A 26,778-nucleotide genomic window follows, 5' to 3' on the forward strand; every position below is an offset into this window, starting at 1 on the left:
GCCATTTAGCGTCGCTAACAAAACCCGTCGTAACGGTTCTGGCTAACGGCGACTATTCGACACGCTGCCAGCTGCCGGTCACGGTATCCACATTGTATTTCCAGCTGAGTTGCCGACCACAATGAGAGGTTCGCTTGTAGAAATGCTGCTGGTCAACTGCAACACCATCCACCAGCAAAGTCACTTTCAATGATGTAGAGAAGCAATCATTATTACCCAGCCTGATGCCAATTTCGTTTTGCCCAAGACGTAGCCTTTGGGCATTGACAAAGGGTAGCTGAACTGCCTTGTCCTTGAAGTTGAAAACATCGACGCCGTTGACTGACACCTCAATCCGGTCGTTGATATCGCTAAAGTCAATGGCAAAGCGATGCGGCACCGTGCCCGCAGCTTTGTAGTTCAGGGCAATGACATTTTCAATCAGATTCAGGTCGGGATAGTCAGCCATGACCAAGCCAACACGATGGTGGGCATTGGGAGCAAGCGCCAGCTCTTTGAAATATTTATTTGCCTGTACATTCACATGCCGGGCAATATTTTCTGGAGTAAAATCCATACCTATCGCCCAGGCGGTAGTCGGTGCACCACTGATGCCGTGAAACTGTATGACATTGCTGGCTGATAGGCTGGGGTTGGAAATCTTGTTAAAGACCTCCTTCTTTTTCTGCCAGTACTCTTCGCGTGCACCTGGATTGGGTACGGTGTAAAGGTTGTCCGTATTGATATAGTTGGCAAAGCGTGTACGCCACTCGTAACTATTTGGGCCTGGCAGGCCAAACCAACCTCTTGCCGATTCCTCATTGAAATCTTGCATGACCACAATCTTGCCACGCACATCCTTCAAGCTGGGCAGCGCCGGCAGGTTCTTGTTCTGCCCGCTAGGAAAGATATCTCCACTACCCTGGGGGTAGCTGGCATTACGATTGGGGGTGCTACCTTTCCAGAAATAAGGATGATAACGTGCATTCCGCCAGTAGGTTTCATAAAACGTTTCAGTAAAATCCCTGTCCGCGGGCATATTACCTGTGGGCGCACCATCCGAACCATTGCCATTGGGATTGTTCATCACCATAAAGATGGTTTCACCACGATTCCTGCTCAAGAAATCGGTGGTGGCATCCAGGATTTCACTCAAATCCTTATTCAGATCATACCGACCATGGCGCAAGGCGCAGCGATTGTTCTTATGCTGGCAGCGTATATCAATCGCCCTGACACCCGCTTGTAATTGGCGCTGGATATCCATGCTCTGAGTCTTGGCGATATGAATCCAATTGAAGTCGATCACATCCCAGGTTGGCGTGTCATGCGTACCCAGTACCGATAATTGGCTGATGGGCGTGGCATCAGGCAAACGCGACATCCAGTCTGGATTATTGCGATTGACCCCGCCATTGGACTTATCGGAAAACCCTTCAGCCGATATTGCCGGCGTGGATATTGTTAATGATAATGCAGCCACCATAGCCAGAGGCAGATGTTGGAATGTGCTGGTGTACTTCTCTTTTTGCATATCGTTTCTTTACATAGATATATGGGCCTTTATTTTATTCAGCATTCAATCAGCCGGGCAATATCAGTGTTTTGCTTGCGCGCCATGGCAATAGATGCCCGTCATCAACACCGCTGTTGCTGGCGCTTCCAGAAACCCAACTTGCGTTGCAGTACGCCGAGACTCACCAGGCTCTGTCATGCCCCAGCACCAGAAAACCCGCCTGCAGCCAGCCGCGTAGCCAGATGGGGGCCAGGCTGTGGATCGCCTCACCAAACTGGTCGGCCGTGGCCGCCAGGGCTTGCGCCAGCGTGCCGTCTGCCTGCGCCAACCGGCTTAGCAGCACGTACTGGGCGGGCTGCAGGCTGAAGATGCCCAGGCGATAATGAGTACGTACCAGGGCCAGTTGTACCTGCTGTGGCAAGGGGAAGTCAGGGTCATGGCCATCGGCAACCTGCTGGTAGTAGGCACCGACCGGAAATCGATACTGCCGCAAAGCCAGGCAGGGCTGCAGCCGCAGCATGGGGTGATCCTGCTGCGCGAGCGTTGCATAGCCCTGCTCCTCGGCGCCGGGGGCATCGAACAGGCTGTATAGCGTCCACTCGAAATCCGCCAGGTCCACCATGAAGTCTATCCAGGCTTCTGGTTGGGCAGCGTGGGCATCGGGCCGGTTTTGTTGCAGGTAGTCGGCAAACCCCGCCCCCAGGTGGGCCAAGGTAGGGCTACGGGAAGGGTGGGCGCGCAGGTACTCGCAGGCGAAGTCGCGGAACAGCGCTGGCTCCAGCGCATGGGCCAGTGCTTTGAACTGGCCCTGCATGCACTGCAGCAGGCGCGCAAAGTAGGCGCGCTGGTAGATGGCCAGGTGCTGTGCCGGGGCCAGTTGGCCGGTGGCCGCGATATAGCGTTCTATCAAGCCGTGATCCGGCCCCTCGGCTTGCTGCAGCAAGGCGGACTGCATGAATTGTTGCAGCTGGGCCAGCGCCAGCGGCGCCACGTCGGCGCGACCATCACGCATCCTGGCGCTCCTGCTCCGTCATCGCCATCTGCCGTGCTTCTGCCATCAGGGGCGCAACCATGAAATCCACTGGGGTGGAAACCGCTTCTGCGGCATCCACCCTGCCCATATCGACCGCCGGCCAGTGGTTGACCTGCTGCTGCATAAAGCCCTTGGCCTTGTGCAGCTCGGCCAGGCAGGTATCAAAATCCGGGATATTGCCGTCCCACTCCAGCAGGATGGCCGCCGCCGGGCTGCGCCGCCAGACCTGCTGGAACAACTGCCAGACGGCGGCCGCCACCGGGCGGTCATGGGTGTCGATGATATGGCTGCCGCAGTGCTGATGCCCTGCCAGATGCAGCTGCACGATGGCCTCGTGCGGCAGGGTCTTTAGGTAGTCTTGTGGGTCCAGCCCGGCGTTGTAACAGCTGACATAGCAGTTGTTGACATCGAACAGCAGCCGGCAGCCTGTCTGGGCCACCAACTCGGCCAGGAAGGCCGGTTCGGTCCAGCTTGATTGCGTATAGCTCAGGTAGCTGCTGGGGTTCTCCAGCACCAGCGGTCGCTCCAGCACCGCCTGGACTATGCGTATGCGCTCGGCCACATGCTGCAGGGTCTCGTCGGTCAGTGGCAGGGGCAGCAGATCGTGGGTGTGTTTACCCTGTACCCCGGTCCAGCACAGGTGGTCGCTGATCCACTTCGGCTGTATCTCATCGGCCAGGGCTTTCAAAGCCTGCAGGTAGCGGAAATCCAGTGGGTCACTGCTGCCTATCGACATGGACACGCCATGCATGACCAGCGGGTAGCGCTCGGCCACCTGCCGCAGCACCTGCCGCGGCCGGCCAGCCGAGAACATGAAGTTCTCCGAGATCACCTCGAACCAATCCACAGCGGGCCAATGCTTGAGGATGTGCTCGACATGGACATGGCGCAGGCCCAAGCCCAAGCCCAGCCGTGGCCAGTTGTCGCCAGGATGTGGGGCGTGCATGCTCAGATGCAGCTACCGCCGCCGCTCATGCCACTGGCGCCGCACGCGACGTAATCGGGATCGAAATTGGCATCCAGCCAGGCTGCCGTGGGGCCAACTGGCGATGGCGAGGGCAGCACCTGGCGCTTGGCATCCTTCATGCGCTGCTCGAACAGGGCGCGGGCGCGCAGCCATACGCTCTGGCCCTGGTTGGGGCCATTGGTGGAGAAGCGCTCGGCATTGATGGGCACGGCGCAGGACCCCAGCCAGGCACAGGGATTCTCGCCGGGGTGGTTCTGCTCTTCGCCCGTGCCATAGAGGCCGCATCCCCCCTGGCCCCGGCAGTTGTTGAGGGTGTGGCAGGAGTGGGCGGCGGCAGTGGCGCAAACGCCGCTGCCGGCGCAGCTATTGGTACCCAGCCTGTCATGTCCTTTACAGGCATTGAGGCCCATGCAGGCATGCAGTTCTCGGGGCTGCTTGATCACGGGTGAAGTCATGGTATCTCTCGCTACGCATAGGATGGTGGGCGGCAAACCCGCCATCGGTCGTTGAACACAGGCATCAACAGGCCAAGCTGCAGCCTAAAAGCGCACGATGCCGTCCGGCCCGACATTCACGTCGGGCAGGTCGCGTATGCGCCCCAGGATATTGCTGTCCAGCCCAAGGCTGGCGGGTACGGCCAGGCACAGGTCTATTAGCTCCTGCTTGGCGGTGGCCAAGCTGTTGAACTGATAGTTCTCGAAGGTCGGGGCCAGCACCTGGCCGGCCTGGTTGTTCAGGTACTGGTAGCGCATGCCCCCCAGTATCTTGTCGAGTATGAAGATCATGCCCTTGTGCATGCCCACGTAGAACAGCGATTCCTGCGCTTCGCCATCCAGCCGGTAGGCGGTTTCGGTCAGCAGGAACAGATAGGAGTACACCGCATTGGCCAGATCGACCAGGGGCAGGAAAGGGGCGGGATAACCGGCACGGGTGGGGTTGACCGGAAAGGGCTGGATGATGAGGCTGAGGTCGCTGGCGCTGAAGCGGTTGATCTCCTGCCGCAATGCATCGTACTTGTACCAGTGCGATACCTCGTTGCGCTCGGGGTCGTCGCGCTTGTGGCTGGGGTCGTTGGTATAGCCCTCGCCCTGCAGCATGATGGAATGGATGGCCATCTTGGCATCGTGCTTGCAACGTATGCGCCGCAGGTGGCCGCTATCCTTGTTATTGGGATACTGGGCCTGCTCTGCCCCGCGCTTGACCGGATTGAACGGGTCTTCCGGCTGCTGGATGTAATAGGCGTCCTTGGGGTAAACGGTGTCGACATTGTTGGGCGAGTAATAGCCCCGGTGCGCTGCCAGTTGCTCATCGCCATGGCCATAGTCCTCGTCGCTGGTCTGGTCTAGCAGCTCGACGATATAGCGATAGAACTGGCCGATGGAATCCCAATTGTCGCTCTGCGGCGGCGCGCCCTCGGCCTCGGGTACCTCGATGACCTTGAACTGGTCGAGCTGATGCGCCGACAAGGGCTCCAAGCCCACGGCAAAGCCGGCCTTGTGGTGAGGCAGATTGGTCGGGTAGGCGCCGGGCGAGCGGCAGTAAAGCTTGGGCTCGCCGCCCAGGCTACGCAGGATATTGCAGCTCAGCGACATGTGCAGCATTTCTTCCACCGCCACACTCATCAGCAGCCCGCCCGCCTTGTTGGCGAAGGTGGCCAGCGCCCGCCCATTGGGCAGGCTATCGGTATCCTGCGGCTGACGCTGTATGGAATAGTAGGTGTAGAGATAGATCGGGATGGTGGACAGCTCAATCTCGATGGCAGTCTGCAGATGCGTGTATAGCGCCTTGCGCAATTCGGGGCTCATCATGGCCTTGTATTCCCAAGCGGAGATTCATCGGAAAACCGGCCCCGGCAAGGCGCACGCAGCCCATGCTGCACATTGCCGCAACACAGCCGGGTCTGTGTTGCCTGCTGGAGCATAGAAAACAGCAAACCGGAAAAAATCATCCATATGGGGGAAGCGGCAAGCGGCGTGGTGCATGAAACTAGGCGGCGTGCATCAGCTACACGCGCCGCCTTTCATTCACGGCGCTAAGAGCGGCTAACAAAACTCAGCGTAGCGGTTCTGGCTAGGCGCGCGCCGCAGACAGTACGTGGGTACGGCAAGCTCGCACAACAACGCCAGAAGGGTTTTGTTTGCGGCTCTAAGCTGCTAAGACTGCTAATCACAGCCGCCAGTGCAGCGGCCCAACATCGATCGTATCCAGGAGACAGGAAAACATGGCCCGCAAAACCACCGCTGGCAAAGCCCAGCCCGCCAGCCCCAAGAGCACCGAGCTAGACCGTATCAAGCGCTTTATCCGGGCCAAGGGCGAGCAGATGCTGGAGCACCGCAATGTCACCAGCCTCGGCATAGGCTACAAGGAAGAAGCCGGCAAACCAGGCAGGACATTGGCCCTGCAGTTCACCGTCGAGCGCAAGGTGGCGCTGGAATCGCTGGAGGCGGTGCATGGCGCGCCCATACCTGCCAGCTATGAGTTCGAGGGCATGGCCATTCCCACCGATGTGATACAGCGTAGCTACAAGCCCTCTTATATCCAGGTGGCACTGGAGGCCAAGTCGCCGCGCAAGTCGCGCTTGGATCCGGTACTGGGCGGCATCAGCATCTCCCATATCGAACTTAGCGCCGGCACCTTGGGCGCCGTGGTGCAGGATGCCGCCAGCGGGGAGGTGCTGCTGCTGTCGAACTGGCATGTGCTTTGCGGCGCCAACGGCAAGGAAGGCGACACCATCGTCCAGCCCGGCCCCTTTGACGACAGCCAGGTGCAGCGCAACAAGCTGGGCGTGCTCAGGCGCTCGCACCTGGGCCTGGCTGGCGATTGTGCCGTGGCCTCGCTGGCTGGCCGCAAGGTCGACACCACGGTGCTGGAACTGGGCGTGGCCATAGAGAGCGTGGGTAAGCCCGAACTGGGCGACCTGGTGGTCAAGTCGGGGCGTACCACGGGGGTGACCTATGGCGAGGTGACCCGCATCGAAACCCTGGTCAAGATGCCCTATGAGGGGATGGGCATCGTCAATATCTCCGGCTTCGAGATCGGCCCGTCTGCCGACCATCCGGCCGACGGTGACGAGATATCCAAGGGAGGTGACTCGGGCGCGGCCTGGCTGGCCGCCAACCCGAAGACCGGCAAGCCGACCTCGGTCATGCTGGGCCTGCATTTTGGCGGCGATGTGCAGGGCAGCGATGGCGAGTTCGCCCTGGCTTGCAGTGCCCCAGCCGTGTTCCAGAAACTGGAGATCACACCGCTGGACAAGACCGTCCGCACCAAGCCGGGCAAGCCACCCAAGGCCGGCAAGTCCTTGTTGCAGACCGGCTTCCAGACAGGGTTCCTGGACTTCGAGGTAGCCCTGCCCACCTTCAGCGGCAAGCTGGCCAAAGACCTGATCGGGCTGGACGACACGGACCGCATTGATTACTGCCACTACAGTGTGTGGCTGTCCAAATCGCGCAAGCTGGCCCGCTGCGTGGCCTGGAATATCGACGGCAACAGCAAGAAATCACTGAGCCGCAAGGGTATCGCTTTCAGCAAGGACACCCGTGGCGAGCTGGAGGACTACCAGCTGGGGGACGAGCTCTATGCCAGCAACGACCTGGATCGGGGCCATGTGGCCCGCCGCGACGACCTGGTCTGGGGTGAGATGGCGGAAGCCCAGCAGGCCAATATCGACAGCTTCTATTTCAGCAATATGACCCCCCAGCACAAGGCCTTCAACCAGGCTTCGCTCAAGGGCAAGTGGGGCGAACTGGAAGACGCCATTCTGGACGAGGTGGTGGTCAAGGACCTGAAGGTCAGCCTCTGGGGTGGCCCGATACTGGATGAAGACGACCGCCCCTATCGCGGCACCCGGCTACCCGACGAATTCTGGAAGGTGGTGTTCTTTACCGACGACGCCGACGGCAGCCACAAGGCCAGGGCCTTTATCCTCAGCCAGAAGGATCTGCTGGGCAAGCTCAAGCCCGAGGCGCTGGAGCTGGAGATGTTCCGCTGGTACCAGGTGCCCCTGGCCACGGTGGAAGCCCGTTGTGGTTTCAAGTTTGACGCCGCCATCAAGCGCTACGACGCCGCCACGCCGCAGGGCCTGGGCAGCGTCAGCGCCAGACTGGTAGAGCCGGGCCGCTTCTTTGAAATCTGAGCACCTGTTATCGACGCAAGCCATCGCTGGCCAGTAGCCTGAACCAGCCACCCCTTGATGGACTACGCCGTTGCCATCACAACGGCAGTCCAAGGGGCAAGGAGGAAGCCCGCCCTCGCTTGGGCGGGCTTCTGCTATTCAAGGGTTTGATGTCATGGCAGCGCCAACCGCAAGGCCTGATCACAGCGCCGCCATCGCCAGCCGCACCGCCCAGGCAGCACGCGCCGCTGTCATCCCGCCCCCCTACGTTCTATAACATCGGTGTTGTCCTGGAACGCATGTGTCTTTTTCACATGGGCTTGACCCATCCTTTCGCATTACAGCGTGCTATATATAACCCTTTTTGGGTAAACGCAGCTGCGTATCTAGAGGATGCATCATGGCGTGGCAGCCGCACATAGCAAATCAGCTTGATTACAGACAGGATGAACAGGGGTGGCAAGCCGCACATCTGCACGGCGCGGCGCAGACCGCCATGTTGTTCGACGGCGTGCCGGGCTTTGCCTACGTCGTCAAGGATGCCGCCGGCCGATATGTCTCCTTCAACCAGTCGGTGATACAGCGGGTCAAGGCACGCCGGCCGGAAGACATACGTGGCCGCACTGCGGCAGAAATTTGGCCCGGAAACATGGCCGCGCGATACAACCAGCAGGATCAATGGCTGATCAAGCGGCAACTGCCCATCTTCGACCAGCTCGATCCGACGCTCTATACCGATGGTGAAGCCGGCTGGTGCGTGACCCACAAGTACCCGCTCTATGTCACCACCGGCGAGCTGGCAGGCATCTTGTGCCTGTCGCGCGATCTGCCGGAAGGTTCGCGCAACGGCCTGATCAACGAACAGTTGGCCAATGCCGTGGACCGCATGGTCATCCACTTCGAGGACAAGCTGCAGATTGCCGATCTGGCCGAGCAGGCCGGCCTCAGCAGCAGCCAGTTTTCTGCCCGTATCCGCAAGATCTACGGCATCAGCCCGGCAGACCTGATACTGCGCAGCCGCGTCCGCGCCGCCTGCGCCCTGCTCCGCCGCGACGACGCACCGCTCAGCCAGATTGCCCTGCAGTGCGGCTTCTATGACCACAGCCTGCTGAGCCGGCAGTTCCAGCGCGTGATCGGCACCAATCCCTCCAGCTACCGCAAGTGGCTGCAGACCCAGCCGCAATCCACGCTGGTGTCGTGGGAACCACACTGGCCCCGCTAGCGCCACTGTCGCCTGGCCCCCGCCACCCCTTGCCCTGGCAGCCAAATCCTGCGACAACGCCGGCTGCACGGGACTTCAAGGGAGCAAACGCATGAACACAGAACTAGAGATCATCGACATACAACTGGGCGATGGCAAGGCCGTCGTCAAGGGCGCCCTGATCACCACTCAGTACCGGGGCTATCTGGAGGACGGCACCCAGTTCGACTCCTCCTACGACAAGGGCAAGCCTTTCCAGTGTGTCATTGGCAGTGGCCGTGTCATCAAGGGCTGGGATCTGGGACTGATGGGCATGCAGGTAGGTGGCAAGCGCAAGCTGCTGGTGCCGGCCCACCTGGGCTATGGCGAGCGCCAGGTCGGCGCCCATATCAAGCCCAACTCCAACCTGATCTTCGAGATTGAGCTGCTGGAAGTGCTGACGCGGGACGATTGACCGGCACCAGCAACAAGCCGCTACGGTGAGAGCGGCAGCTGCCCCCGGCCGAAGCCGGGGGTGGTCAGGTCCAGACCTGGCGATGACTTACTTGGGGAAGGTATACGTAACCGAGAAGTTACCGGCGCCCGAGTAGGACTTCACCTCGAAGTAGTAGTGCCCTGCCGTGCCGGCGTAGTTGATGGTCTCGCTGGAGGTGGGGCCGGTGGCCGATGCCACTACCGCCCAGGCGGAACCATTCCATTTATACAGTGCCAGTTCGAAGTCGGTGTTGGCCGGTCCGGTCAGTTGCAGCTTGAAGTTGCCGCCCAGATTGCTGGTATGGGCGCCGGCAGCAGGCAGATTAACCCATTGCTTGTTGGCCACCGAGCCCGTTACCGTCACCGGCGTGGTGCCATCGCCGGGCTTGTAGTAGTTGGCAAACACCACGCCTGCGCGACGTTCGTTCACCGCGTGCCAGGGTTGGCCCAGCGTGCGCATGCGCGAGTTCTCGGTGGGTCGGTACATGCCGCTGGTGCAATAGCGGCCGCCGCGGAACAGGCCCAGGGTACCGTTGGCGTAGGTGCCTGTCGGTGTGGGTAGCTGGACATTCGACGGGATCAGGCTGCCCCATTTGCCATTGCGATTGGCCTGCAGGGTGACGTTGGCTTCGGTCGGTTCACGGCTGGTATCGCAGCTGCCGTAGTCATATTCGTCAGCCAGCTTGAACGCAGTGTGGCCTATCTCGTGCAGCGCCAGCTCAATGGCGGAGGAGTGCATGGTCATGGTAGCAATGCTGCCGCCCGCGCCACCGTAGCGGGTGGAGTTGGCAATCACCACAATCACGTCGCGGCCATCGGCGGCGGTCACCGAACCCACGTTGGAATACACCAGGTTGTCATCGGCACAGACCAGGCGGTCCAGGCCCCAGCAGCCTATCTGCACACCCAGGGCGGTGTCCTTGTAGATGCCCTTGTCCGGCTCATCCACGCCAGACTGGGCGCTGACCACATCGACCCGGCGGATGTTCATGCCGGCCTTGTTGGCGCCAAACAGGGGGTCGGCCAGCAAGCCGTTGGCAACCTTCTGGGCATCGCTGGCCCATTTGTTCATTTCGGCGCTGGTGTAGCCATCGCCTATCAGCACGATGTCCATGCGGTTGTTCGATGGACCGGTATTGTGCAGCAGCACCGAGCTGGCCTGGGCACGTACGGCCATCATGCGTTCGTTGCCATTGAGCAGCTTGTCCAGCAGCTTGCGGTCGAAGCGCTTGGCGGGCTTGGCAGCAGCGGCAGCAAAGGCACGCTCATCGCCCAACTCGGTATTCTGCCCACCTACCAGTTCAACATGGTCCAGTGTCTTGTAGCCCGGCACCCGTACTTCGAACACGGTCTGTGGCAGGGTGACCTTCTGGGCGTGTTCTATCTCCCCGGTCTCGGGGTTGAACGATTCGGCATTCAAGGTGGCCGGGTTGGCTACCCGGCTACGGAACAGTTCCCTACCCTGGCGGTCGCGTCCCACCACATAGAGATCGGATGCACTGGGCTGTACCGGCTTGGGCGTGCTGGTGAACTGGCCGGTCTGGGCATGGACCAGCTCGTAGTCGCTGCTGCCCCTGTCGTTGTTCTGCTTCACTCGGAGCAGCAAGCCGTCCGCCGCGTATACCGCCTGACCAGCCAGAGCCAGCCCCAGCATAAAGGGTAGGGAATGCTTCATGATGCGCCTCTATTCTAATTATGCCGATGGGATATCGGCTGCAGCATCATGAACTTAGGGGAGTTTGTACGATTGTACGGATTTGTGCAGGCAGAGACCAAAAGCATGCAAATCTGCTAGATGGTATATGCAAATCGGGTAAAAAGCCGGGATTCCGACGGATGGCAGCCGCTTGATCCGCATCAATACCGTGCTTGCCGGGCTCAGGTGTAATCCAGGCCAGGATTTCTCACCAACCTCGCAAAGGATATTCCCCATGAAAACCAGTACGCTCAAGCACTTGGGCCTCAGCCTTGCACTGGCCGCCAGCGCTGCCCTGCCGCTGGCAGCACAAGCCGAGGAAGGCCCGTGGCTGGTACGCCTGCGCGCCGTCAACCTCGACAGCGCCAACAAGGACAACACCGGCCTGAATCTGTCCATCAACAACAAGGTGATACCGGAATTCGATATCTCCTACTTCTTCACCCCGGAGCTGGCAGCCGAACTGGTCCTGACCTACCCGCAAAAGCAGACCATACGCTCAGGCAGCGTGGACATCGGCAGCCTCAAGCATCTGCCGCCCACCCTGACCCTGCAGTACCACTTCAATGGCCAGGGCGCGTTCAAGCCCTATGTCGGCGCCGGTATCAACTACACCCGCTTCTCCCAGGTGCAGTTCCACCCTGCCGTCGTGGCCGCGCTACAGCCCAGCATCAGCAAAAACAGCGTGGGCCTGGCCCTGCAGGCCGGCCTGGACTACAAGCTGAACGACAGCACCTATCTGAATTTCGACATCAAGAAGGTACAGATACGCACCGATGTGAAATCGGCCGGCACCAAGGTCGGCGAATTCAAGGTCGACCCCTGGCTGATCGGCGCAGGTGCTGGCTGGCGCTTCTGAGATTCTGCTGAAGCGGCACCTTGGAAACCCGGGTGCTGACCCGCTGCGGTAGCTCACGCAGCGGCGCTCCCTGGGTTGGGCCTGGACACATGTCGCACCACCAATGTCATCCAGGCCGCTTCATTCCCGCCAGTACCTTCACCGCACCGGCCATCTCGTCCGGTGTCAGTGCCGCATAACCCAGTAGCCAGCCTTCCTGCCTGGGTGTGCCCAGATACAGGCTAGACAGACTGGGTGTGGCAATACCCAGGGCGGCAGCCTGCCGGCTTAGCGGCAGCTCCCAACCCGTGGGCAGGCTGGCTGCCAGTTGCAGGCCGCCGTTGGTGGCTTGCGGCGACAGCCAGGGCAGATGGGTGGTCAGCAGCGTCTGCAAGGTATCGCGCCGGCTGCGATAGAGCTGGCGCATCTGCCGCAGGTGGGCGGCGAAATGGCCCTGCTCGATAAAATCGGCCGTTACTGCCTGGGCTAGCTGGGCGCAATGGCCGTCCTGCACCGTCCTCGCTGTCACCATGGGCTCGACCAGGGCCGGTGGCAGCACCAGGTAGGCTAAACGCAGGGACGGAAACAAGACCTTGGAGAAGGTGCCGAGGTAGATCACCCGCTGCTGGGCATCCAGCCCCTGCATGGCCGGCAAGGGCTGGCCGTCGTAATGGAATTCGCTGTCGTAATCATCCTCCACCAACCAGCTGCCGTGCTGGCGGGCATAGTCGATCAGGCCCAGGCGGCGCGGCAGGCTGAGCGTCGCGCCTAGCGGGTACTGGTGCGAGGGTGTCAGGCAGATCAGCCGTGGCGCGGCCGACTGCGGGCTGAACTGCAGACCGTCCTGGTCTACCGGCAGAGGCAGCAGACTGGCCCCTGCTGCCGCAAACGCGGTTTTGGCACCGCGATAGCCTGGTTCTTCCACCCAGACGGTGTCGCCGGTATCGAGCAGCATGGTGGCCAGCAGCTGCAAGGCCTGCTGCGAGCTGGTCAGCACCAGCACCTGCTCGGCACTGCAGCGCACCCCGCGAGATTGCCCCAGATAGTGGGCGATGGCCCGGCGCAGCGCCGGGTGCCCCTGTGGGTCCCCATAGCGCATCAGCGCCTCGCTATCCTGCCGCAGCCGGCGGTTGAGCAGCTGCCGCCAGGTATCGGCCGGAAACGCGCGCAGCTCGGGGCTGCCGGCGCAGAATGCCTGTGGGCGTAGCGGATCCTGGCAGCCACCACCACGGCGTATCTGCTCGCCCCGGCGCGACAGGCCCAGGCCAATGGCAGGCACGCCACCCTGCACCGATGTCTCCCGCCTGGGTATGGCAATGCGGACAAAGGTACCCTGGCCGACATGCCGGCCCAGATAACCCTCGGTTTCCAGCTGGGCATAGGCCGCCTCCACCGTCACCCGCGACAGGCCCAGGTCGGCCGCCAGCACCCGCGATGCCGGCAAGCGGGTGTGCTGCGCCAGGGTGCCGTTGGCAATGGCCTGCCGCAAGGCACGGCACAGTTGCTCGCGCAGGCTGGTGCCGGGTGCAGCGGTCTGGCGGAACAGCGACAACCATAGGCTGGGTATCGTCATGAATTGGCCTTATCCAGGCGAGGGAATTGGCCTTAATGATAGCGCCAAGCCTGCCTAAAATGGCCTGGCCTTCCAACCACACCGGATACCTACCATGACAGCCACCTCCCAAGTCCTCGCCTTCCCCGCCGCCGCCCCTGCCGACACCGCCAGCTTCATGCTGGCCAAGCTGGCCTACCACACCGATGCCTGGGATGTGGCCGAGGACCTGCGCAATGGCGTCAGCGGTATCGTGGTCATCGATACCCGCAGCGAAGCCCTCTATGCTGCCGGCCACGTACCCGGTGCCATCAGCCTGCCGCACCGCCTGATTGATGCGTCCAGCACGGCACAGCTCGACCGTAGCAAGACCTATATCACCTACTGCGATGGCATAGGCTGCAATGGCTCGACCAAGGGTGCCTACAAACTGGCCAGCCTGGGCTTTTCGGTGAAGGAGATGCTGGGCGGCCTGGATTTCTGGCAGCGCGATGGCCACCCTCTGGCCACCGGCACCGAACCCGGCAGCCTGTCTGGCCATACACCCGCCATTGAGTGCGGCTGCTGATATGACGGAGCCGGCGACCATACGGCTGGCCACAGCGGCCGATGCCGCCAGCCTAGCCCGCCTGTGCGAAGCGCATGCCCGCTACGAGCGCATCCCCTACCAAGCTGAGGGCCATGCCCAGCGTTTGGCCACGGCACTGCAGCAGGCGCGCCTGCACGCCTGGCTAGCCGAGCAATCCGGCGAAGTGCTGGGCTATGCCAGCACCACGCTGGATTACGCCACCCTGGCCGGCCTGGCCTATCTGCACCTCGATTGCCTCTATCTGCGCCCCGATGCGCGCGGCCAGGGCCTAGGCGCTGCCTTGCTGGCTACGGTTTGCCAGCACGGCCGTAGCCTGGGCTGCAAGGAACTGCAGTGGCAAACCCCGGATTGGAACCAGGGCGCCATCCGCTTCTATCGGCGGCTGGGCGCCCAGCAGCGCAGCAAGGTACGGTTCAGCCTGGGGCTATAGGCACGTCAATCAGGAGAGAGACGCGGGTTCAGGCGGCCCTAAAGCCAGCAGCGGGGCCGCCGCGCTGCCCGCTTAGTCCATCACCACCCAGCCATGACTTGAGGGCATCGCAGTCGCTCAGTTGGTTGCCCGCCGGAAGGCCATCACCACCCGGTCGCCATAGGCTTCGTCGGTCACGACCGATACCGTGCGTATCAGTTGCGCACCCTGCAATGCCACCCGGTCGCATATCATGGTGTCGCCGTCGTCATAGCGCAGGGTGGCCTGCTCGTGCTCTCCCTCGGGTGCGCCCCAGTCGAGATCGGGTACCAACAGGAAATGCTCGCCGCCCTCGCTGTTGACCAGGCCATCAAAGGGCACCACCTTCTCCTCCAGCACACCGTTTACCCCAAACCACTCAACCGCCGGCTCACCACTGCAGGTCTGGCGGAAGCTGCCATCGGCCTGTACCTGCAAGGTAAGGCCGCCGGTGGCTTCCAGCTGTGCCAGCAATTCAGGGCTATGGCCATACAGCCAATCCACTACGGCGCTATCGTCGTCGTCATCATCTGGCAGATCCAGATCCACATTGATGTGGGCACTGCCCACCAGATGCCATACGCCGACCAGGTCCTGCTCGTCCATTCCTCTACTCCTTGTCTGTCTGTTGTTGTTCGCCGGCAATCTGCGCTCGCCAGGCTCGCCAATATAGTGGGGCGGGCAACGGTCAGTCCATGCCGCCACCACCCCGCCACATCCGATACCAACCCGCCAGCAGCATCAGCACGCTGCCCATAGACCTGCCCTGATGCGTCTTTGCTGCAATTTTTTTAGGCGAAATGCCGCAGTCCAGGCAGCCCAAGGTCGCGCAAAATTTTCATCATTCTTATTTATTTTCAATGCCTTACACACAAATGCCAACAGCATTAAGCGCCACTTCAAGCTAACTTAAGCCGCCGCCGCGCTGACATGACGATTGCATGATGTTGTAGTGCGCTCCGCAATTATTCACCTGTCATCAAACCACTAAGGAGAGCTTCAATGACACAGAACAAGCGCGTGGGTGCGACACGGATTGCCCTGCTCGCCCTCGCGGTAGCCGGTGCGCTGCATGGCGAGGCCGCCACCCGTATCGACCTGGGCCAGAATGTACAACGCGATGGCGCACTGGCTTCGGCCGACCTGCGAGCCACCCATCACAGCGTGACTACCGCCGACGGCGGTCGCAAGATCAAGTATCAGCAGTACTACCAAGGCGTACGGGTATGGGGCGAAGCCGCTCCCGTGGCCCACTTTGCCAAGCAGGGCAATGGCCTGGTCTCCAGCACGCCGACATTCAGCACTGGCGTAGTGGTGGACGGCATCGCCGCCGACCTGCCGTCGGCCCAGCCGCGCATGAGCAAGAACGATATCCAGAAACTGGTGCGCATACTGGCTACCCGCCAGGGCCTGATGGCCAACCGCGCTGAACTGGAGCAGGCCGAACTGCTGGTGCGCCTGGATGAAAAGAACCGCGCCCAACTGGTCTACATCGCCTCGCTGCATATTCCTGGCGATGAGCCCACCAGCCCCACCTTCATGCTGGATGCCAACACCGGCGCCGTACTGATGAGTTGGGACAGCCTGGCCCACCGCGACGCGCACGGCCCTGGCGGTAATGAGAAGGTCGGCAAGTACATGTATGGCAAGGACTTCAAGGCCCTGGACATCACCCAGGACTGCCGCTTCGATAGCGAGAATGTCACCACCATCGACCTGAAGAACGGCACGGCCAGCATCACTGCGCCCTACCAGATGGCCAGCTGCCCCGCCACCGGCACCCCGGTGAACGACTACCGCACCATCAACGGCGCCTACTCGCCGGTCAATGATGGCCATTACTTCGGTAACGTCATCTTCAATATGTACCGGGACTGGTACAACACCCGCCCGCTGACCCAGAAGCTGAAGGTGCGCGTGCACTACGGCAATGGCTATGAGAACGCCTTCTGGAACGGCGACAGCATGACCTTCGGCGATGGCGCTACCCGCTTCCATCCGCTGGTGTCGCTGGGCGTGATGGCCCACGAAGTGAGCCATGGCGTGACCACCCAGAGTTCGGGCCTGATCTACCGTGGCATGTCGGGCGGCATGAACGAAGCCTTCTCCGATATCGCTGCCATGGTGGCCGAGCAGTACATGTACGGCAAGCCAACCTGGCTAATCGGCGGCGAGATCGTCAAGGGCGGCGCTGACAAGGCTCTGCGCTACATGGCCGAGCCGGAAAAGGATGGCAAGTCCATCGGCCACGCCAGCAAGTTCACCGACAAGCTCAACGTGCACTACAGCAGCGGTGTCTATAACAAGGCCTTCTACACCCTGGCCAACACCAGCGGCTGGGATGCCCGCAAGGCATTCGACATTTTCCTGGGTGCCAACCGCCTGTACTGGAAGGCCAACAGCACCTTCAACGAAGGCGCTTGCGGTGTGATTCAGGCTGCGCGTGACAAGGCCTACAACACGGCCGACGTGATTGCCGCCTTCGACAAAGTCGGCGTGCGCTGCGATGGCACCACCCCGCCCGAACCGCCCACTGGTGGCAGCCCCATTGCACTGAAGAGCGGTACGGCCGTCACCGGTATCAGCATCAACGCTGCCGGCAAGCAGGTCTACACCATCGAAGTGCCGGCCAACGCCCGCTTCCTGGCCGTGCGTGCTGGTAGTGGCAGCGGCAATGCCAACCTCTACGCCAAGTTCGGCAGCGAACCCAGCAAGAGCAGCAGCGATGCCAAGTCCGAAGGTAGCGCCAATGCCGAAGCCCTGGTGATACCGCAGCCCAAGGCCGGTCGTTACTACGTGTTGCTGGATGCCCCTGCCGCCGTTGCTGGCGCCTCGGTCATCGCCATCGCCCGTTGATGCCGTCAAGAACCCCTAACCGGACTAGCCCAACATGAAAGCTCCCTACTCCATCCTGGCCGCCTCGGTAGCCGCAGCCCTGCTCAGCACCGGCGCATTCGCCGCCGCTGGCGACAATCCCGAACTGGAACTGCCGCGCCGCGTGCAGACCGCCACTGCCACCATCCAGGGCACCAATACCCAGATGACCTACACGGTCGTCAACGGCATGGCACTGCTGGGTGACATTGCCCTGGGCCGCCACGAAGACATCCAGCGCACCGGCATTCCGCCGCTGTTCGTGGGTGACTGGACCAAGCCGGTGTCGTCGCAACGCGGCGCCACTGCCCAGGACAACCACTTCAAGAGCGCCACCCGCTGGCCCAACAACACCCTGTACTACACCTTCGACCCGGTGCTGACGCAGAAGAAGCGCGACGTCATCATTGCCGGCATGAAGCTGATCACCGACAAGACTGCCATCAAGTTTGTCGAGCGTACCAACCAGCCCAACTACGCCAAGTTCACCTCGTCGGGTGGCTGCTGGGCCTATGCCGGCATGAAGGGCGGCGAACAGCCGATCTCCATCGGTGATGGCTGCGAGAAGGCCGGCGTGGTAGCCCATGAAATCATCCACACCCTGGGTTGGATGCATGAGCATATGCGCCCGGACCGCGACAACTACGTGACCGTGTTCGAAGAGAATATCTCCGATACCCTCAAGAGCCAGTTCACCAAGCTGCGCGCTGACCAGGTCGACTCAACCGGCAGCTACGATATCGACTCGGTGATGCACTACCCCACCTGGGCCTTCAGCAAGAACCAGAAGCCCACCATCCTGCCCAAGGACAGCAGCGTCGACCCCAAGCGCCTGGGTCAGCGTAACGACCTCAGCCCTGGCGATGTGGCCTCGCTGAAGCAGTTCTACCCTGGCGATAGCGGCACAGTGGATCTGAAGATCGCCCTGTCGGCCCTGGAACTGCAACTGGACCAGGACAAGAGCGGTTCGCTGACGCTGGACGTAGCTGGTAGCGAAGCCGAGCTCAAGGGCCTGAAGCTGGAAGCCACCTCGGACAACAGCTCGGTAATCACCAGCAGTGGTGTGGTGTTCGGCGCCGGGATGGGCAACCAGCGCACCCTGCGCATCACCCCAGTGGCCAAGGCCTACGGTGTGGCCAACGTGACCGTGCGGGCCATTACCGCCAGCGGCAAGGAGGCCAAGGCCACCTTCAAGCTGACCGTGGTGAAGGATCCGAACGGCGGCGGCGGCAACGGTGGTGGTAATGGTGGCGGCAACGGCACCGAGAAGCCGTATGACAAGGCCGGTAAGTACCGTGGTGGTGATCGTGTCAGCTTCGAAGGCAAGGTTTACGAGCTGACTGTAATCGTCAAGGGCCAGAAGGTCACCAACTACTACATCTTCGGTTCGATGTGCCTGCCCGCCAGCTGCTCGGCCGAGAAGCAAGGCAACTACGGTGGCCTGACCTTCTACTGGTCGGTGGTCGGTGACAGCGGTGGCGGCGGTGGTCAGCCCAAGCCTGTTTGCGACACCGTGCTCGATACCCAGCGCAGCTACCAGATTGCCACGGCCGGCCAGCGTAAAGCACTGGTTGCCATGGCCGATGTGGCCGGCGCACCTGCCATCCTGTGGCAGGACGGCGGTGCCCAACGCTGGCAGCTGCAACGCAATGGCGAAGGCTTCTACAGCCTGGTCAGCCCCGCCGCCAAGCTGGCGCTGGAAGCCACCGGTACCGAACTGGTAGTCGCCAATGCTTCGGCCAATGCCAGCCAGCAGTTCTGCCCCAAGGCCAGCGGTTCGGCCTACCAGCTGGTATCGCGCCAAAGCGGCCGTGGTATCGGTGTCGCTAGCGAGGCCGATGGCGCCGCTGTCACACCGGCAGCTGCATCCAACTGGCTGCTGACCGCACAGTAAAGCGGTCTGGACCCGCCCCGTTCCCGGTTCGTCCTCCTCTGCGAACCCCCTGGGCGGGTCCTTCTCTCCCCTTTTTTCTCCTCATGCATCCTTGGGCCACATCTGTGGCCCTTTTTTTATGTCCGGACAGCAGGCAGGGGACAAGCAGACGAAAAAGTGGGAGAGAGGCGGCGGCGGGCAACAGCGCTGCCCTGCAGCAGGCCAATGCCGGCGCGGCGAACATCAGTGTGAATAATATACAACGGAGCCGGACGGCTGGATGGGGAGCAGGCTGCAAGCCTCGTCAATGCTGGCTTTGCAGCTTGTCTATAACCCTGATCGGGTAAACGGAACTTGCAAAACAACGCGACCGTTCGTCCCAAAATATGACAATGTCATTGACATGATCTTGGCGATACGTGAGTATAACCTCACGTCATAACAATGCGCGAGCTATTCGCGCCTCGAAATCCCGTTTGCATACATGAATTTGCAGACAAACAGGGTCCGGATGCCTGCCCGGACCATGCCGTGGGTAACGAGATCTGCAATCCCAGGGAGCAGGCACAAAAGACGCCATGAGTACGACGCGATAAAGACGTCGGCCGGGGACGTCTTCCCAAACATGTATACAAAGGATGCAATAGAGAAAATGGCTTTCAAACACGCCAAGCCTGCGCTCGCCCTGGTGGCCGCCGCAGTCAGCAGTTGCTTTATCACCGCCAACGCCGCCAGCTTGCTGGCACCCGCCCACAGCAATATGCCGGTGGAACCGCAAGAAGCGGTTGTCGGCACGGCCACCCGTACCGACCCCAGCCCGACCAGCGATCCACGCATGATGGAACGCCGTCCGCTGCTGAAGTCCATGATGGCCGACGCCAACTGCAATGATTCGGCCTTCGGTACCGCCCAGGGTGCCACCCTGGTGAGCCTGATCAAGTCGTCCACCACCAATTGCGTGAACGGCCTGTTCAGCCTGACTGGCAGCAATGCCCGCAATACCTTCAACGAAGCCAAGATCATCACAGCACTGGAAGAACTGGGCCGCCTGGGCGCACGTTACGATGGCAGCAATAAGGACAGCATCCATCAGGTTGTGCTGTTCCTGCGCGCCGGCTACTACGTGCAGTACTACCACGAGAAGGATGTGGGCGCTTACGGCCCGGCCGTCAAAGCAGCCCAGCAGAAGGCACTGGATGCCTTCTTCGGCAACAAGGCCATCTACACGGTCTCGCCCGACAACGGCAAGATCCTGGGCGAAGCCATCATCTTCATCGACAGCGCGGAAGAAAACGCCCGCTACATGCCGCTGATGAAGCAGATGCTCAATAGCTTTGGCGATGCCCAGTTGAAGGACAATTCGGTCCGCAACGCCTACAACAGCATCTTCAACGTGTATTTCCGTGGCCACCAGAATGCCGACTTCCAGGCCCTGGTAAAGGCTGACGGCAGCTACGCCACCGTCCTGCACGACTTCTACCGTCGCCAGTTCAAGCTGCGCGGTACCGGTTCCGAGTTCATGCTGGCGAACGCCGCCCGCGAGCTGGCCCGTTTCCTCAAGTATCCCGAGCGCAAGGCTGAAGTACAGCCCCTGCTGCGCGGCATGATCACCGACAACCCCATCAAGGGCGCCGGCTCCAGCATCTGGGCGGCAGCCGTGGATGGCGCAACCTATTACGACGGCAGCAACTGCAGCTACTACGGCACCTGTAACTACAAGGAAGACCTGAAGGCTGCCATCCTGCCGATTACCCACAAGTGCGGCCCCACCGTGACCATTCGCGCCCAGGAGATGAGCGCCGAGCAGCTGGCAAACTCCTGTGAAGTGCTGTCCAAGGAAGAGAAGCTGTTCCACTACGGCACCTTCGGCAACACCGACCCGCTGGCCAGCCCGCCGGTGGCGAACGACAACAACACCAGCCTCGAAGTGGTGGTGTTCGACGACTACAACAACTACAACACCTACGCTGGCACGCTGTTCGGCATCAGCACCGACAACGGTGGCATGTATCTGGAAGGCAACCCGTCCAAGCCTGGCAACCAGGCTCGCTTCATCGCCCATGAAGCCTCGTGGAAGCGCCCGACCTTTGAAGTGTGGAACCTGCAGCACGAATACATCCACTACCTCGATGCCCGCTACAACCTGGAAGGCGACTTCGGCAAATCCAACAAGTACGAAACCACTTGGTGGGGTGAGGGCGTTGCCGAGTATCTGTCCTATCAGAACAACTACAGCGCAGCGATAGACGAAGGTCGCAAGAACACCTACAAGCTGAGCACCATCTTCAAGAACAACTACAGCATGGCCGATTACAGCAATCGCGCCTATCGCTGGGGCTACCTGGCCGTGCGCTTCATGTACGAGCGCCAGCGGGCTGATCTGGAGAGCCTGCTGAGCAACACCCGCAGCGGCGACTACGCCAGCTACACCACCAAGCTGGCCAGCATGGGCACCCGTCACGACGCCGAGTTCGCCCAGTGGCTGGCCACGGTCGGCACCGGCGGTGAATTTGTCGGTGGCAAGCCCTTTGGCCCCAGCGGCAGCAATACTGCCCCGCAGCTGAATGGCCTGCGCGATGTCAGCAGCAATGTCGGCCAAGCCATCCCGGCCCTGAGCTTTATCGTGGCCGACAAGGAAACCGCTGCCGGTGAACTAAAGGTCACCGCCGTCGCCAGCGACAGCAACCTGATTCCCGCCAGCGGCCTGATCCTGGGCGGCAGCAATGGCCAGCGCACGCTGACCATCAACCCGGCAGCCGGCAAGAGTGGCGAGGCCACCGTGACGGTGACCGTGTCGGACGGCAAGCTCAGCAGCCAGAGCAGCTTCAAGGTCAAGATCGCGGCCGTGGCAGGCAACACCGCACCTCAGCTGAGTGGCCTTGCCAATGTCAGCACCAAGCTGGGCCAGGCCATACCCGCCATGCGCTTCAGCGTGGCCGACAAGGAAACCGCTGCCAGCCAGCTCAAGGTCACGGCCGTCGCCAGCGATAGCAGCCTGATCCCCGCCAGCGGCCTGATCCTGGGCGGCAGCGATGGCCAGCGCACTCTGAGCATCATCCCGGCAGCCGGCAAGACGGGCGAAAGCACTGTCACCGTGACGGTCTCGGATGGCGCCCTGAGCAGCCAGTCCAGCTTTAAGGTCAAGCTGTCGGCCGATGGTTCCACCTGCCCGGTCGAGCGCAAGGATTCGCTCAACGACGGCTGCGTGCGCACCAATATCGGCAGCAACTACTCGGCCTGGTACTGGATATACGTGCCGCAAGGCACCACCAGGCTGACCCTGACCACCAGCGGTGGCGAGGGTAATGCCGACATGTTTGTGAAGAGCCGCAACTGGCCGTCGCCGACTGACCACGACGGCCAGTCCAGCAACCCCGGCAACAACGAGCAGGTGGTGATAGAGAACCCGCAAGGGCGCACCTACTACCACATCCAGTTGCAAGCCAAGCAGAGCTTCAAGGGGCTTTCCCTCAGCGCCAAGCTGAACTAAGCCCAGGCGGGCGCGGCCCTGACGGGGCGTGCCCGCTGTTGTACAGCGCGACTATCCAGCGCATCGGATGTTCGCCTGACGGTGCGTCTGCCAGGGCTTGCCCTCGCAGCGCATCGTCCTCCCTGGCAAGGAGCCAGGACAGCCCAGCCATACCTGACTGGAACGCATAAACAACAAAGGCAAAATGCATGATGAAGAGAAGAGTGCCAGGCGCAAGCCGGCAAGCAATGTTGACGATGGCCATCGTGGCTGCCCTGGGTAGCCAGGCCGCCACCCGTATCGAACTGGGTCAGGGCGTACAATTCGAGGGTGCCCTGAGCGCCGCCGAACTGCGCCCCACCAGCACCGAGATGACCACCGCAGATGGCAGCATCAAGCGCAAGTACCAGCAGTTCCACCAAGGTGTGCGCATCTGGGGTGAAGCAGCACCGGTCGCCCAGTTCAGCGTCGGTCAGGATGGCAAGCAGTCGGATGCCCCAGCCTTCAATGACGGCACCCTGATCAGCGGCCTGGCTGCCGATCTGCCCAATACCAAGCCGGTGTTGTCGGAGGCGCAAGTAGCCTTCCTGACGCGCCAGCTGGCCCGTCGCCAAGGCCATGTGCTGAGCGCGGTCGAGCTGGAAAAGTCGGAACTGGTGGTGCGCCTGGATGAAAAGTCCCGCGCCCAACTGGTCTACCTGACCTCCTTGCATATCCCGGGCGAAAAGCCTGCCAGCCCGAGCTTCATGATCGACGCCAACACCGGCGCGGTACTGATGAGCTGGGATGGCCTGGCCCACCGCGATGCGCACGGCCCCGGCGGCAACCCCAAGATGGGTCAGTACTACTATGGCAAGGAATACAAGGCCATGGAGATCACCAACGACTGCAGCTACGACAACGCCAACGTGGCTACCTATGACATGGGTAACCGCACCGCCGAAGTACGCAGCCCCTACAAGCTGGCCAACTGCCCGGCCACCGGCATTCCGGTCAACACCCAGCGCGTCGCCAACGGCGCCTACTCGCCCCTGAACGACGGCCACTTCTTTGGCGGCGTGGTGTTCAACATGTTCCGCGACTGGTACGGCATCCGTCCCCTCAAGGACAAGCTCATCGTCCGCGTGCATTACGGCACCAACTACCAGAACGCCTTCTGGGACGGCCAGCGCATGACCTTTGGCGATGGCGGCAGCAGCCTCTATCCGCTGGTGTCACTGGGCGTGATGGCGCACGAAGTGAGTCACGGCGTGACCGAGCAGAATTCCGGTCTGGTGTATGCCCGCCAATCGGGTGGCATGAACGAAGCCTTCTCCGACATGTCGGCCCAGGCTGCCGAGTTCTACCACATGGGCAAGGCCTCCATGCTGATCGGCGCCGAGATCTACAAGCGCCAAGGCCAGGCCATGCGCTACATGCTGAACCCTGAGCAGGATGGTGCTTCCATCGGCCACGCCAGCAAGTACAACGACAATATGGACGTGCACCACTCCAGCGGCGTGTACAACAAGGCTTACGCCTTGCTGGCCACCACCAGCGGCTGGGATGCGCGCAAGGCGTTCGACGTGTTCCTGGGCGCCAACCGCCTGTACTGGAAGGCCAACAGCACTTTCAACGAAGGCGCTTGTGGCGTGATCTCGGCGACCCGCGACAAGGGTTACAACATCAACGACGTGATCTCGGCCTTCGACAAGGTTGGCGTGCGTTGCGCCAGCGTGCCGCCGCAGCCGGGTAACACCGCCACTGCGATCGCCAACGGCGCCACCGTCAGCAACCTGCAGGCTAATGCCGCCGGCCAGCTGATGTACGTGGTGGATGTGCCCGCCAATGCCACCTTCCTGACCGTGCGTCTGGGCAATGGCAGCGGCAACGCCAACCTCTACGTCAAGCAGGGTGCCCTGGCTTCGACCAGCAGTTTCGACGCGTCCTCGACCGGCGCCAGCAATGCCGAAACCGTACTGATCAAGTCGCCCCGTGCCGGCAAGGCCTATCTGCTGATCGACGCCAAGGCCGCCGTGTCTGGCCTGTCGCTCTACGCCTACGCCCGTTGATATCGCGCCGTATCCAAGGAATAACAGATGAAGAAACCGCAACTGGCCCTGTTGGCCACCGCCATCGCGATGATGGGCAGCACTGTCTGGGCCGATGTCGGCACCACCCCTGAGCTGGACACCCCGCGCCGCATCGAAACCGCAACCGCCAAGATCCGTGGCACCGACCAGAACATGACCTATATGGTCATCGATGGCCGCGCCATGCTGGGCGACATCATGCTGGGCATGCACAAGGATGTGCAGACCAACGGCATCAACCTGCCCAAGCTGGACCTGCCCAAGGCAGCTGGCGACAAGCTGGATTCCGGCCGCGTCGTGGCTAAGGACAACCATTACAAGTCCGCCACCAGCTGGACCAACAACACCATGCCGTACACGTTCGATCCCTCGCTGAGCAAGGCGAAGCGGGATGCGATTGCCGTCGGCATGAAGCTGATCAGCGACAACACCAATATCCGCTTCGTTCCGCGCACCAGCGAGACCAACTACGTCAAGTTCGTGTCTGACGGCGGCTGCTGGTCCTATGTCGGCATGATAGGCAAGGAACAACCCATCTCCATCGGTGATGGCTGTGAGCGTAGCGGTACCGTCGCCCACGAAATCATGCACGCCCTGGGCTGGATGCACGAACAGATGCGTCCTGACCGCGACAACTACGTGCGTGTCGTGGAAGAAAACATCCAGGACGGCATGGCCAGCCAGTTCACCAAGCTGCGCGCCGACCAGGTCAACCCGGCTGGTGGCTACGATATCGACTCGGTGATGCACTACCCGAACTGGGCCTTTTCCAAGAACGGCAAGCCCACCATCGTGCCGCTGGACCCCAAGGTCGACCCCAGCCGCATGGGCCAGCGTAACCAGTTGAGCGCGGCCGATATCACCGCCATCAACAAGTTCTACCCGGCCGTGAACGGCAATGTGCCACTGACCATGACCACCAGCACCAGCTCGGTCAGCTTCATGCAGGACAAGAGCGGCCAGTTCAGCCTGACCCTGGCCGGCAGCGATGCCGACCTGAAGTCGCTGCGCTTTGATATCCGCAGCGACAACAGCGCCGTGGTCGCCCCGGCAGGTGTGGTGGTGCAGGCCGGTACCGGTACACAGCGCACCGTGACCATCACCCCGGTAGCCAAGGCCTCGGGCGTGGCCACCATCACCCTGCGTGCCATTGCGGCCTCGGGCAAGGAAGTCACGGCCAGCGTCAAAGTCACGGTCGCCAAGGACACCACCGGCGGCGGTGGCGGCGGTACCAGCACGGCCAAGCCGTATGACCGCGCAGCCAAGTACACCACCGGCAACCAGGTGAGCTTCGGCGGCAAGACCTACAGCATGACCGTGATGATCGACGGCAAGGTCTCCACCACCTACTGGATCTGGGGCAGCTACTGCGAACCCGTCCGTTGCAGCCCGCAGACCCCGTTCGTCTACAGCAACTGGCTGAAGGTGTACTGGACTGAAGTCGGCGGCGGTGATGGCGGCGGCACCACGCCCAAGCCTGCCTGCGAAACCGTACTGGACGTCAACCGCCAGTACCAGATCACCAGCAGCAGCCAGCGCAAGTCGCTGGTACCGGCCGGTGACGTGCAGAACGCCCCGATGATGCTGTGGCCCGATGCCGGCCAGCAGCGCTGGAAGCTCACCCGCAACGCCGAGGGTTACTACGTGATCGCCAGCGCCGCCACCGGCCTGGCCCTGGATGTAGCCAACGGCGCCACCCTGGCAGGTAGCGAAGTGATCGTCTGGCCGGTGCACGGCGGTGCCAACCAGCAGTTCTGCCCCCGTGCCAGCGGTAGCGGCTACCAGCTGGTGTCGCGCGGTGCCAACCTGCCGCTGGCTGCTGCCAGCGAGAACGATGGCGCTGCAGTGAAGCTGTCCAGCGGCGCAGCCACCTGGTTGCTGTCGCCACTGTAAGGTGCAAGTGGGCGCGCTGCCTTGCAGCGCGCCTGCCGCAAGCCGGTGCAGCCCTGCCTGATGGCAGGGCAACAAGACCGGCGCCGGCCCCGCTACCCTATACTGTCCGACGGGCAGCACCCCCTATTTCCCCTGGGAGTATCCTGGGCCGCCGTGGCGGCCCTTTTTTACCCCCAAACAGGGCGCTTCC

19 protein-coding genes are annotated in these 26,778 nt (G+C 61.7%); 11 read left to right on the top strand and 8 right to left on the bottom strand.

The features are described 5' to 3' along the window. Nucleotides 1–52: 52 nt before the first annotated feature. The 5 genes from QQK16_RS05185 to QQK16_RS05205 form a co-directional block, all read right to left on the bottom strand. Nucleotides 53–1,513 carry a phosphatidylinositol-specific phospholipase C domain-containing protein gene (locus QQK16_RS05185; protein ID WP_284195361.1) on the bottom strand — a complete coding sequence of 487 codons (1,461 nt, stop codon included), beginning with the start codon at nt 1,511–1,513 and terminating at the stop codon, nt 53–55. Nucleotides 1,514–1,676: 163 nt separating this feature from the next. Next, complete coding sequence (locus QQK16_RS05190; protein ID WP_284195362.1) at nt 1,677–2,507, bottom strand: DNA-binding domain-containing protein; 831 nt, start codon at nt 2,505–2,507, stop codon at nt 1,677–1,679. After that, a complete protein-coding gene (gene bufB, locus QQK16_RS05195) occupies nt 2,500–3,474 on the bottom strand; it encodes an MNIO family bufferin maturase (protein ID WP_284195363.1) in 975 nt (324 codons plus the stop codon). The genes QQK16_RS05190 and bufB overlap by 8 nt, the downstream gene beginning before the upstream one ends. Before the next feature lie 2 nt (nt 3,475–3,476). Continuing rightward, nucleotides 3,477–3,950, bottom strand: a complete 474-nt coding sequence (locus QQK16_RS05200) for a hypothetical protein (protein ID WP_284195364.1) — start codon at nt 3,948–3,950, stop codon at nt 3,477–3,479. Between the two features lie 84 nt (nt 3,951–4,034). After that, on the bottom strand, nt 4,035–5,303 hold the full coding sequence (locus tag QQK16_RS05205) for a ferritin-like domain-containing protein (RefSeq protein WP_284195365.1): 1,269 nt from the start codon (nt 5,301–5,303) through the stop codon (nt 4,035–4,037). A 413-nt stretch (nt 5,304–5,716) separates the two neighbouring features. On the opposite strand from QQK16_RS05205, the gene QQK16_RS05210 reads away from it, so the two are divergent. From QQK16_RS05210 to QQK16_RS05220, 3 genes are all read left to right on the top strand, one after another. After that, nucleotides 5,717–7,630: a DNA/RNA non-specific endonuclease gene (locus tag QQK16_RS05210; protein ID WP_284195366.1), complete on the top strand. Its 1,914-nt coding sequence runs from the start codon at nt 5,717–5,719 to the stop codon at nt 7,628–7,630. A 379-nt stretch (nt 7,631–8,009) separates the two neighbouring features. Continuing rightward, entirely contained in the window at nt 8,010–8,831 is an 822-nt protein-coding gene (locus QQK16_RS05215; RefSeq protein ID WP_284195367.1) for a helix-turn-helix domain-containing protein, read from the top strand. A 91-nt stretch (nt 8,832–8,922) separates the two neighbouring features. Then, on the top strand, nt 8,923–9,264 hold the full coding sequence (locus tag QQK16_RS05220) for an FKBP-type peptidyl-prolyl cis-trans isomerase (RefSeq protein ID WP_284195368.1): 342 nt from the start codon (nt 8,923–8,925) through the stop codon (nt 9,262–9,264). Nucleotides 9,265–9,351: 87 nt separating this feature from the next. Here the strand turns inward: QQK16_RS05220 and QQK16_RS05225 are convergent, their stop codons facing one another. Beyond that, the gene (locus tag QQK16_RS05225; protein ID WP_284195369.1) at nt 9,352–10,959 is read right to left on the bottom strand and encodes a M64 family metallopeptidase; all 1,608 of its coding nucleotides are present in this window, start codon (nt 10,957–10,959) and stop codon (nt 9,352–9,354) included. 256 nt (nt 10,960–11,215) lie between these two features. Here QQK16_RS05225 and QQK16_RS05230 point away from each other — a divergent pair, with 256 nt between their 5' ends. Then, nucleotides 11,216–11,839, top strand: coding sequence for an OmpW/AlkL family protein (locus QQK16_RS05230; protein WP_284195370.1), 624 nt, complete (start codon nt 11,216–11,218; stop codon nt 11,837–11,839). A 106-nt stretch (nt 11,840–11,945) separates the two neighbouring features. On the opposite strand, the gene pdxR is transcribed toward QQK16_RS05230, so the two are convergent. Then, nucleotides 11,946–13,391 carry a MocR-like pyridoxine biosynthesis transcription factor PdxR gene (pdxR, locus tag QQK16_RS05235; RefSeq protein WP_284195371.1) on the bottom strand — a complete coding sequence of 482 codons (1,446 nt, stop codon included), beginning with the start codon at nt 13,389–13,391 and terminating at the stop codon, nt 11,946–11,948. Nucleotides 13,392–13,485: 94 nt separating this feature from the next. Between pdxR and QQK16_RS05240 the strand changes: the two genes are divergently transcribed. Together QQK16_RS05240 and QQK16_RS05245 are read left to right on the top strand one after the other, a co-directional pair. Beyond that, nucleotides 13,486–13,938: a rhodanese-like domain-containing protein gene (locus tag QQK16_RS05240; RefSeq protein WP_284195372.1), complete on the top strand. Its 453-nt coding sequence runs from the start codon at nt 13,486–13,488 to the stop codon at nt 13,936–13,938. Between the two features lies 1 nt (nt 13,939). Then, nucleotides 13,940–14,389, top strand: a complete 450-nt coding sequence (locus QQK16_RS05245; RefSeq protein ID WP_284195373.1) for a GNAT family N-acetyltransferase — start codon at nt 13,940–13,942, stop codon at nt 14,387–14,389. Between the two features lie 117 nt (nt 14,390–14,506). On the opposite strand, the gene QQK16_RS05250 is transcribed toward QQK16_RS05245, so the two are convergent. Then, nucleotides 14,507–15,013, bottom strand: a complete 507-nt coding sequence (locus tag QQK16_RS05250) for a hypothetical protein (protein ID WP_284195374.1) — start codon at nt 15,011–15,013, stop codon at nt 14,507–14,509. A 396-nt stretch (nt 15,014–15,409) separates the two neighbouring features. On the opposite strand from QQK16_RS05250, the gene QQK16_RS05255 reads away from it, so the two are divergent. The 5 genes from QQK16_RS05255 (at nt 15,410) to QQK16_RS05275 (ending at nt 26,588) form a co-directional block, all read left to right on the top strand. Beyond that, nucleotides 15,410–17,263, top strand: coding sequence for a M4 family metallopeptidase (locus QQK16_RS05255; protein WP_284195375.1), 1,854 nt, complete (start codon nt 15,410–15,412; stop codon nt 17,261–17,263). Nucleotides 17,264–17,297: 34 nt separating this feature from the next. Beyond that, nucleotides 17,298–19,175 (top strand): M12 family metallopeptidase, encoded by a 1,878-nt coding sequence (locus QQK16_RS05260; protein WP_284195376.1) that lies wholly within the window; start codon nt 17,298–17,300, stop codon nt 19,173–19,175. Nucleotides 19,176–19,806: 631 nt separating this feature from the next. Further along, nucleotides 19,807–22,644, top strand: coding sequence for a M9 family metallopeptidase (locus tag QQK16_RS05265; RefSeq protein WP_284195377.1), 2,838 nt, complete (start codon nt 19,807–19,809; stop codon nt 22,642–22,644). 227 nt (nt 22,645–22,871) lie between these two features. After that, the gene (locus QQK16_RS05270) at nt 22,872–24,674 is read left to right on the top strand and encodes a M4 family metallopeptidase (RefSeq protein WP_284195378.1); all 1,803 of its coding nucleotides are present in this window, start codon (nt 22,872–22,874) and stop codon (nt 24,672–24,674) included. Between the two features lie 27 nt (nt 24,675–24,701). Then, nucleotides 24,702–26,588 (top strand): M12 family metallopeptidase, encoded by a 1,887-nt coding sequence (locus QQK16_RS05275; protein ID WP_284195379.1) that lies wholly within the window; start codon nt 24,702–24,704, stop codon nt 26,586–26,588. Nucleotides 26,589–26,778: the final 190 nt, after the last annotated feature.

Source organism: Chitinimonas prasina, from assembly GCF_030160395.1.
GTDB classification, from domain to species: domain Bacteria; phylum Pseudomonadota; class Gammaproteobacteria; order Burkholderiales; family Chitinimonadaceae; genus Chitinimonas; species Chitinimonas prasina.

Bases quoted from the DNA above. Each gene is read 5' to 3' on its own strand.
- QQK16_RS05225 (WP_284195369.1), bottom strand. From the start codon at position 10,959: ATGAAGCATTCCCTACCCTTTATGCTGGGGCTGGCTCTGGCTGGTCAG.
- QQK16_RS05250 (WP_284195374.1), bottom strand. From the start codon at position 15,013: ATGGACGAGCAGGACCTGGTCGGCGTATGGCATCTGGTGGGCAGTGCC.
- QQK16_RS05245 (WP_284195373.1), top strand. From the start codon at position 13,940: ATGACGGAGCCGGCGACCATACGGCTGGCCACAGCGGCCGATGCCGCC.
- QQK16_RS05230 (WP_284195370.1), top strand. From the start codon at position 11,216: ATGAAAACCAGTACGCTCAAGCACTTGGGCCTCAGCCTTGCACTGGCC.
- QQK16_RS05200 (WP_284195364.1), bottom strand. From the start codon at position 3,950: ATGACTTCACCCGTGATCAAGCAGCCCCGAGAACTGCATGCCTGCATG.
- QQK16_RS05275 (WP_284195379.1), top strand. From the start codon at position 24,702: ATGAAGAAACCGCAACTGGCCCTGTTGGCCACCGCCATCGCGATGATG.
- QQK16_RS05255 (WP_284195375.1), top strand. From the start codon at position 15,410: ATGACACAGAACAAGCGCGTGGGTGCGACACGGATTGCCCTGCTCGCC.
- QQK16_RS05260 (WP_284195376.1), top strand. From the start codon at position 17,298: ATGAAAGCTCCCTACTCCATCCTGGCCGCCTCGGTAGCCGCAGCCCTG.
- QQK16_RS05240 (WP_284195372.1), top strand. From the start codon at position 13,486: ATGACAGCCACCTCCCAAGTCCTCGCCTTCCCCGCCGCCGCCCCTGCC.
- QQK16_RS05215 (WP_284195367.1), top strand. From the start codon at position 8,010: ATGGCGTGGCAGCCGCACATAGCAAATCAGCTTGATTACAGACAGGAT.
- bufB (WP_284195363.1), bottom strand. From the start codon at position 3,474: ATGCACGCCCCACATCCTGGCGACAACTGGCCACGGCTGGGCTTGGGC.
- QQK16_RS05185 (WP_284195361.1), bottom strand. From the start codon at position 1,513: ATGCAAAAAGAGAAGTACACCAGCACATTCCAACATCTGCCTCTGGCT.
- QQK16_RS05265 (WP_284195377.1), top strand. From the start codon at position 19,807: ATGGCTTTCAAACACGCCAAGCCTGCGCTCGCCCTGGTGGCCGCCGCA.
- QQK16_RS05190 (WP_284195362.1), bottom strand. From the start codon at position 2,507: ATGCGTGATGGTCGCGCCGACGTGGCGCCGCTGGCGCTGGCCCAGCTG.
- QQK16_RS05205 (WP_284195365.1), bottom strand. From the start codon at position 5,303: ATGATGAGCCCCGAATTGCGCAAGGCGCTATACACGCATCTGCAGACT.
- QQK16_RS05210 (WP_284195366.1), top strand. From the start codon at position 5,717: ATGGCCCGCAAAACCACCGCTGGCAAAGCCCAGCCCGCCAGCCCCAAG.
- pdxR (WP_284195371.1), bottom strand. From the start codon at position 13,391: ATGACGATACCCAGCCTATGGTTGTCGCTGTTCCGCCAGACCGCTGCA.
- QQK16_RS05270 (WP_284195378.1), top strand. From the start codon at position 22,872: ATGTTGACGATGGCCATCGTGGCTGCCCTGGGTAGCCAGGCCGCCACC.
- QQK16_RS05220 (WP_284195368.1), top strand. From the start codon at position 8,923: ATGAACACAGAACTAGAGATCATCGACATACAACTGGGCGATGGCAAG.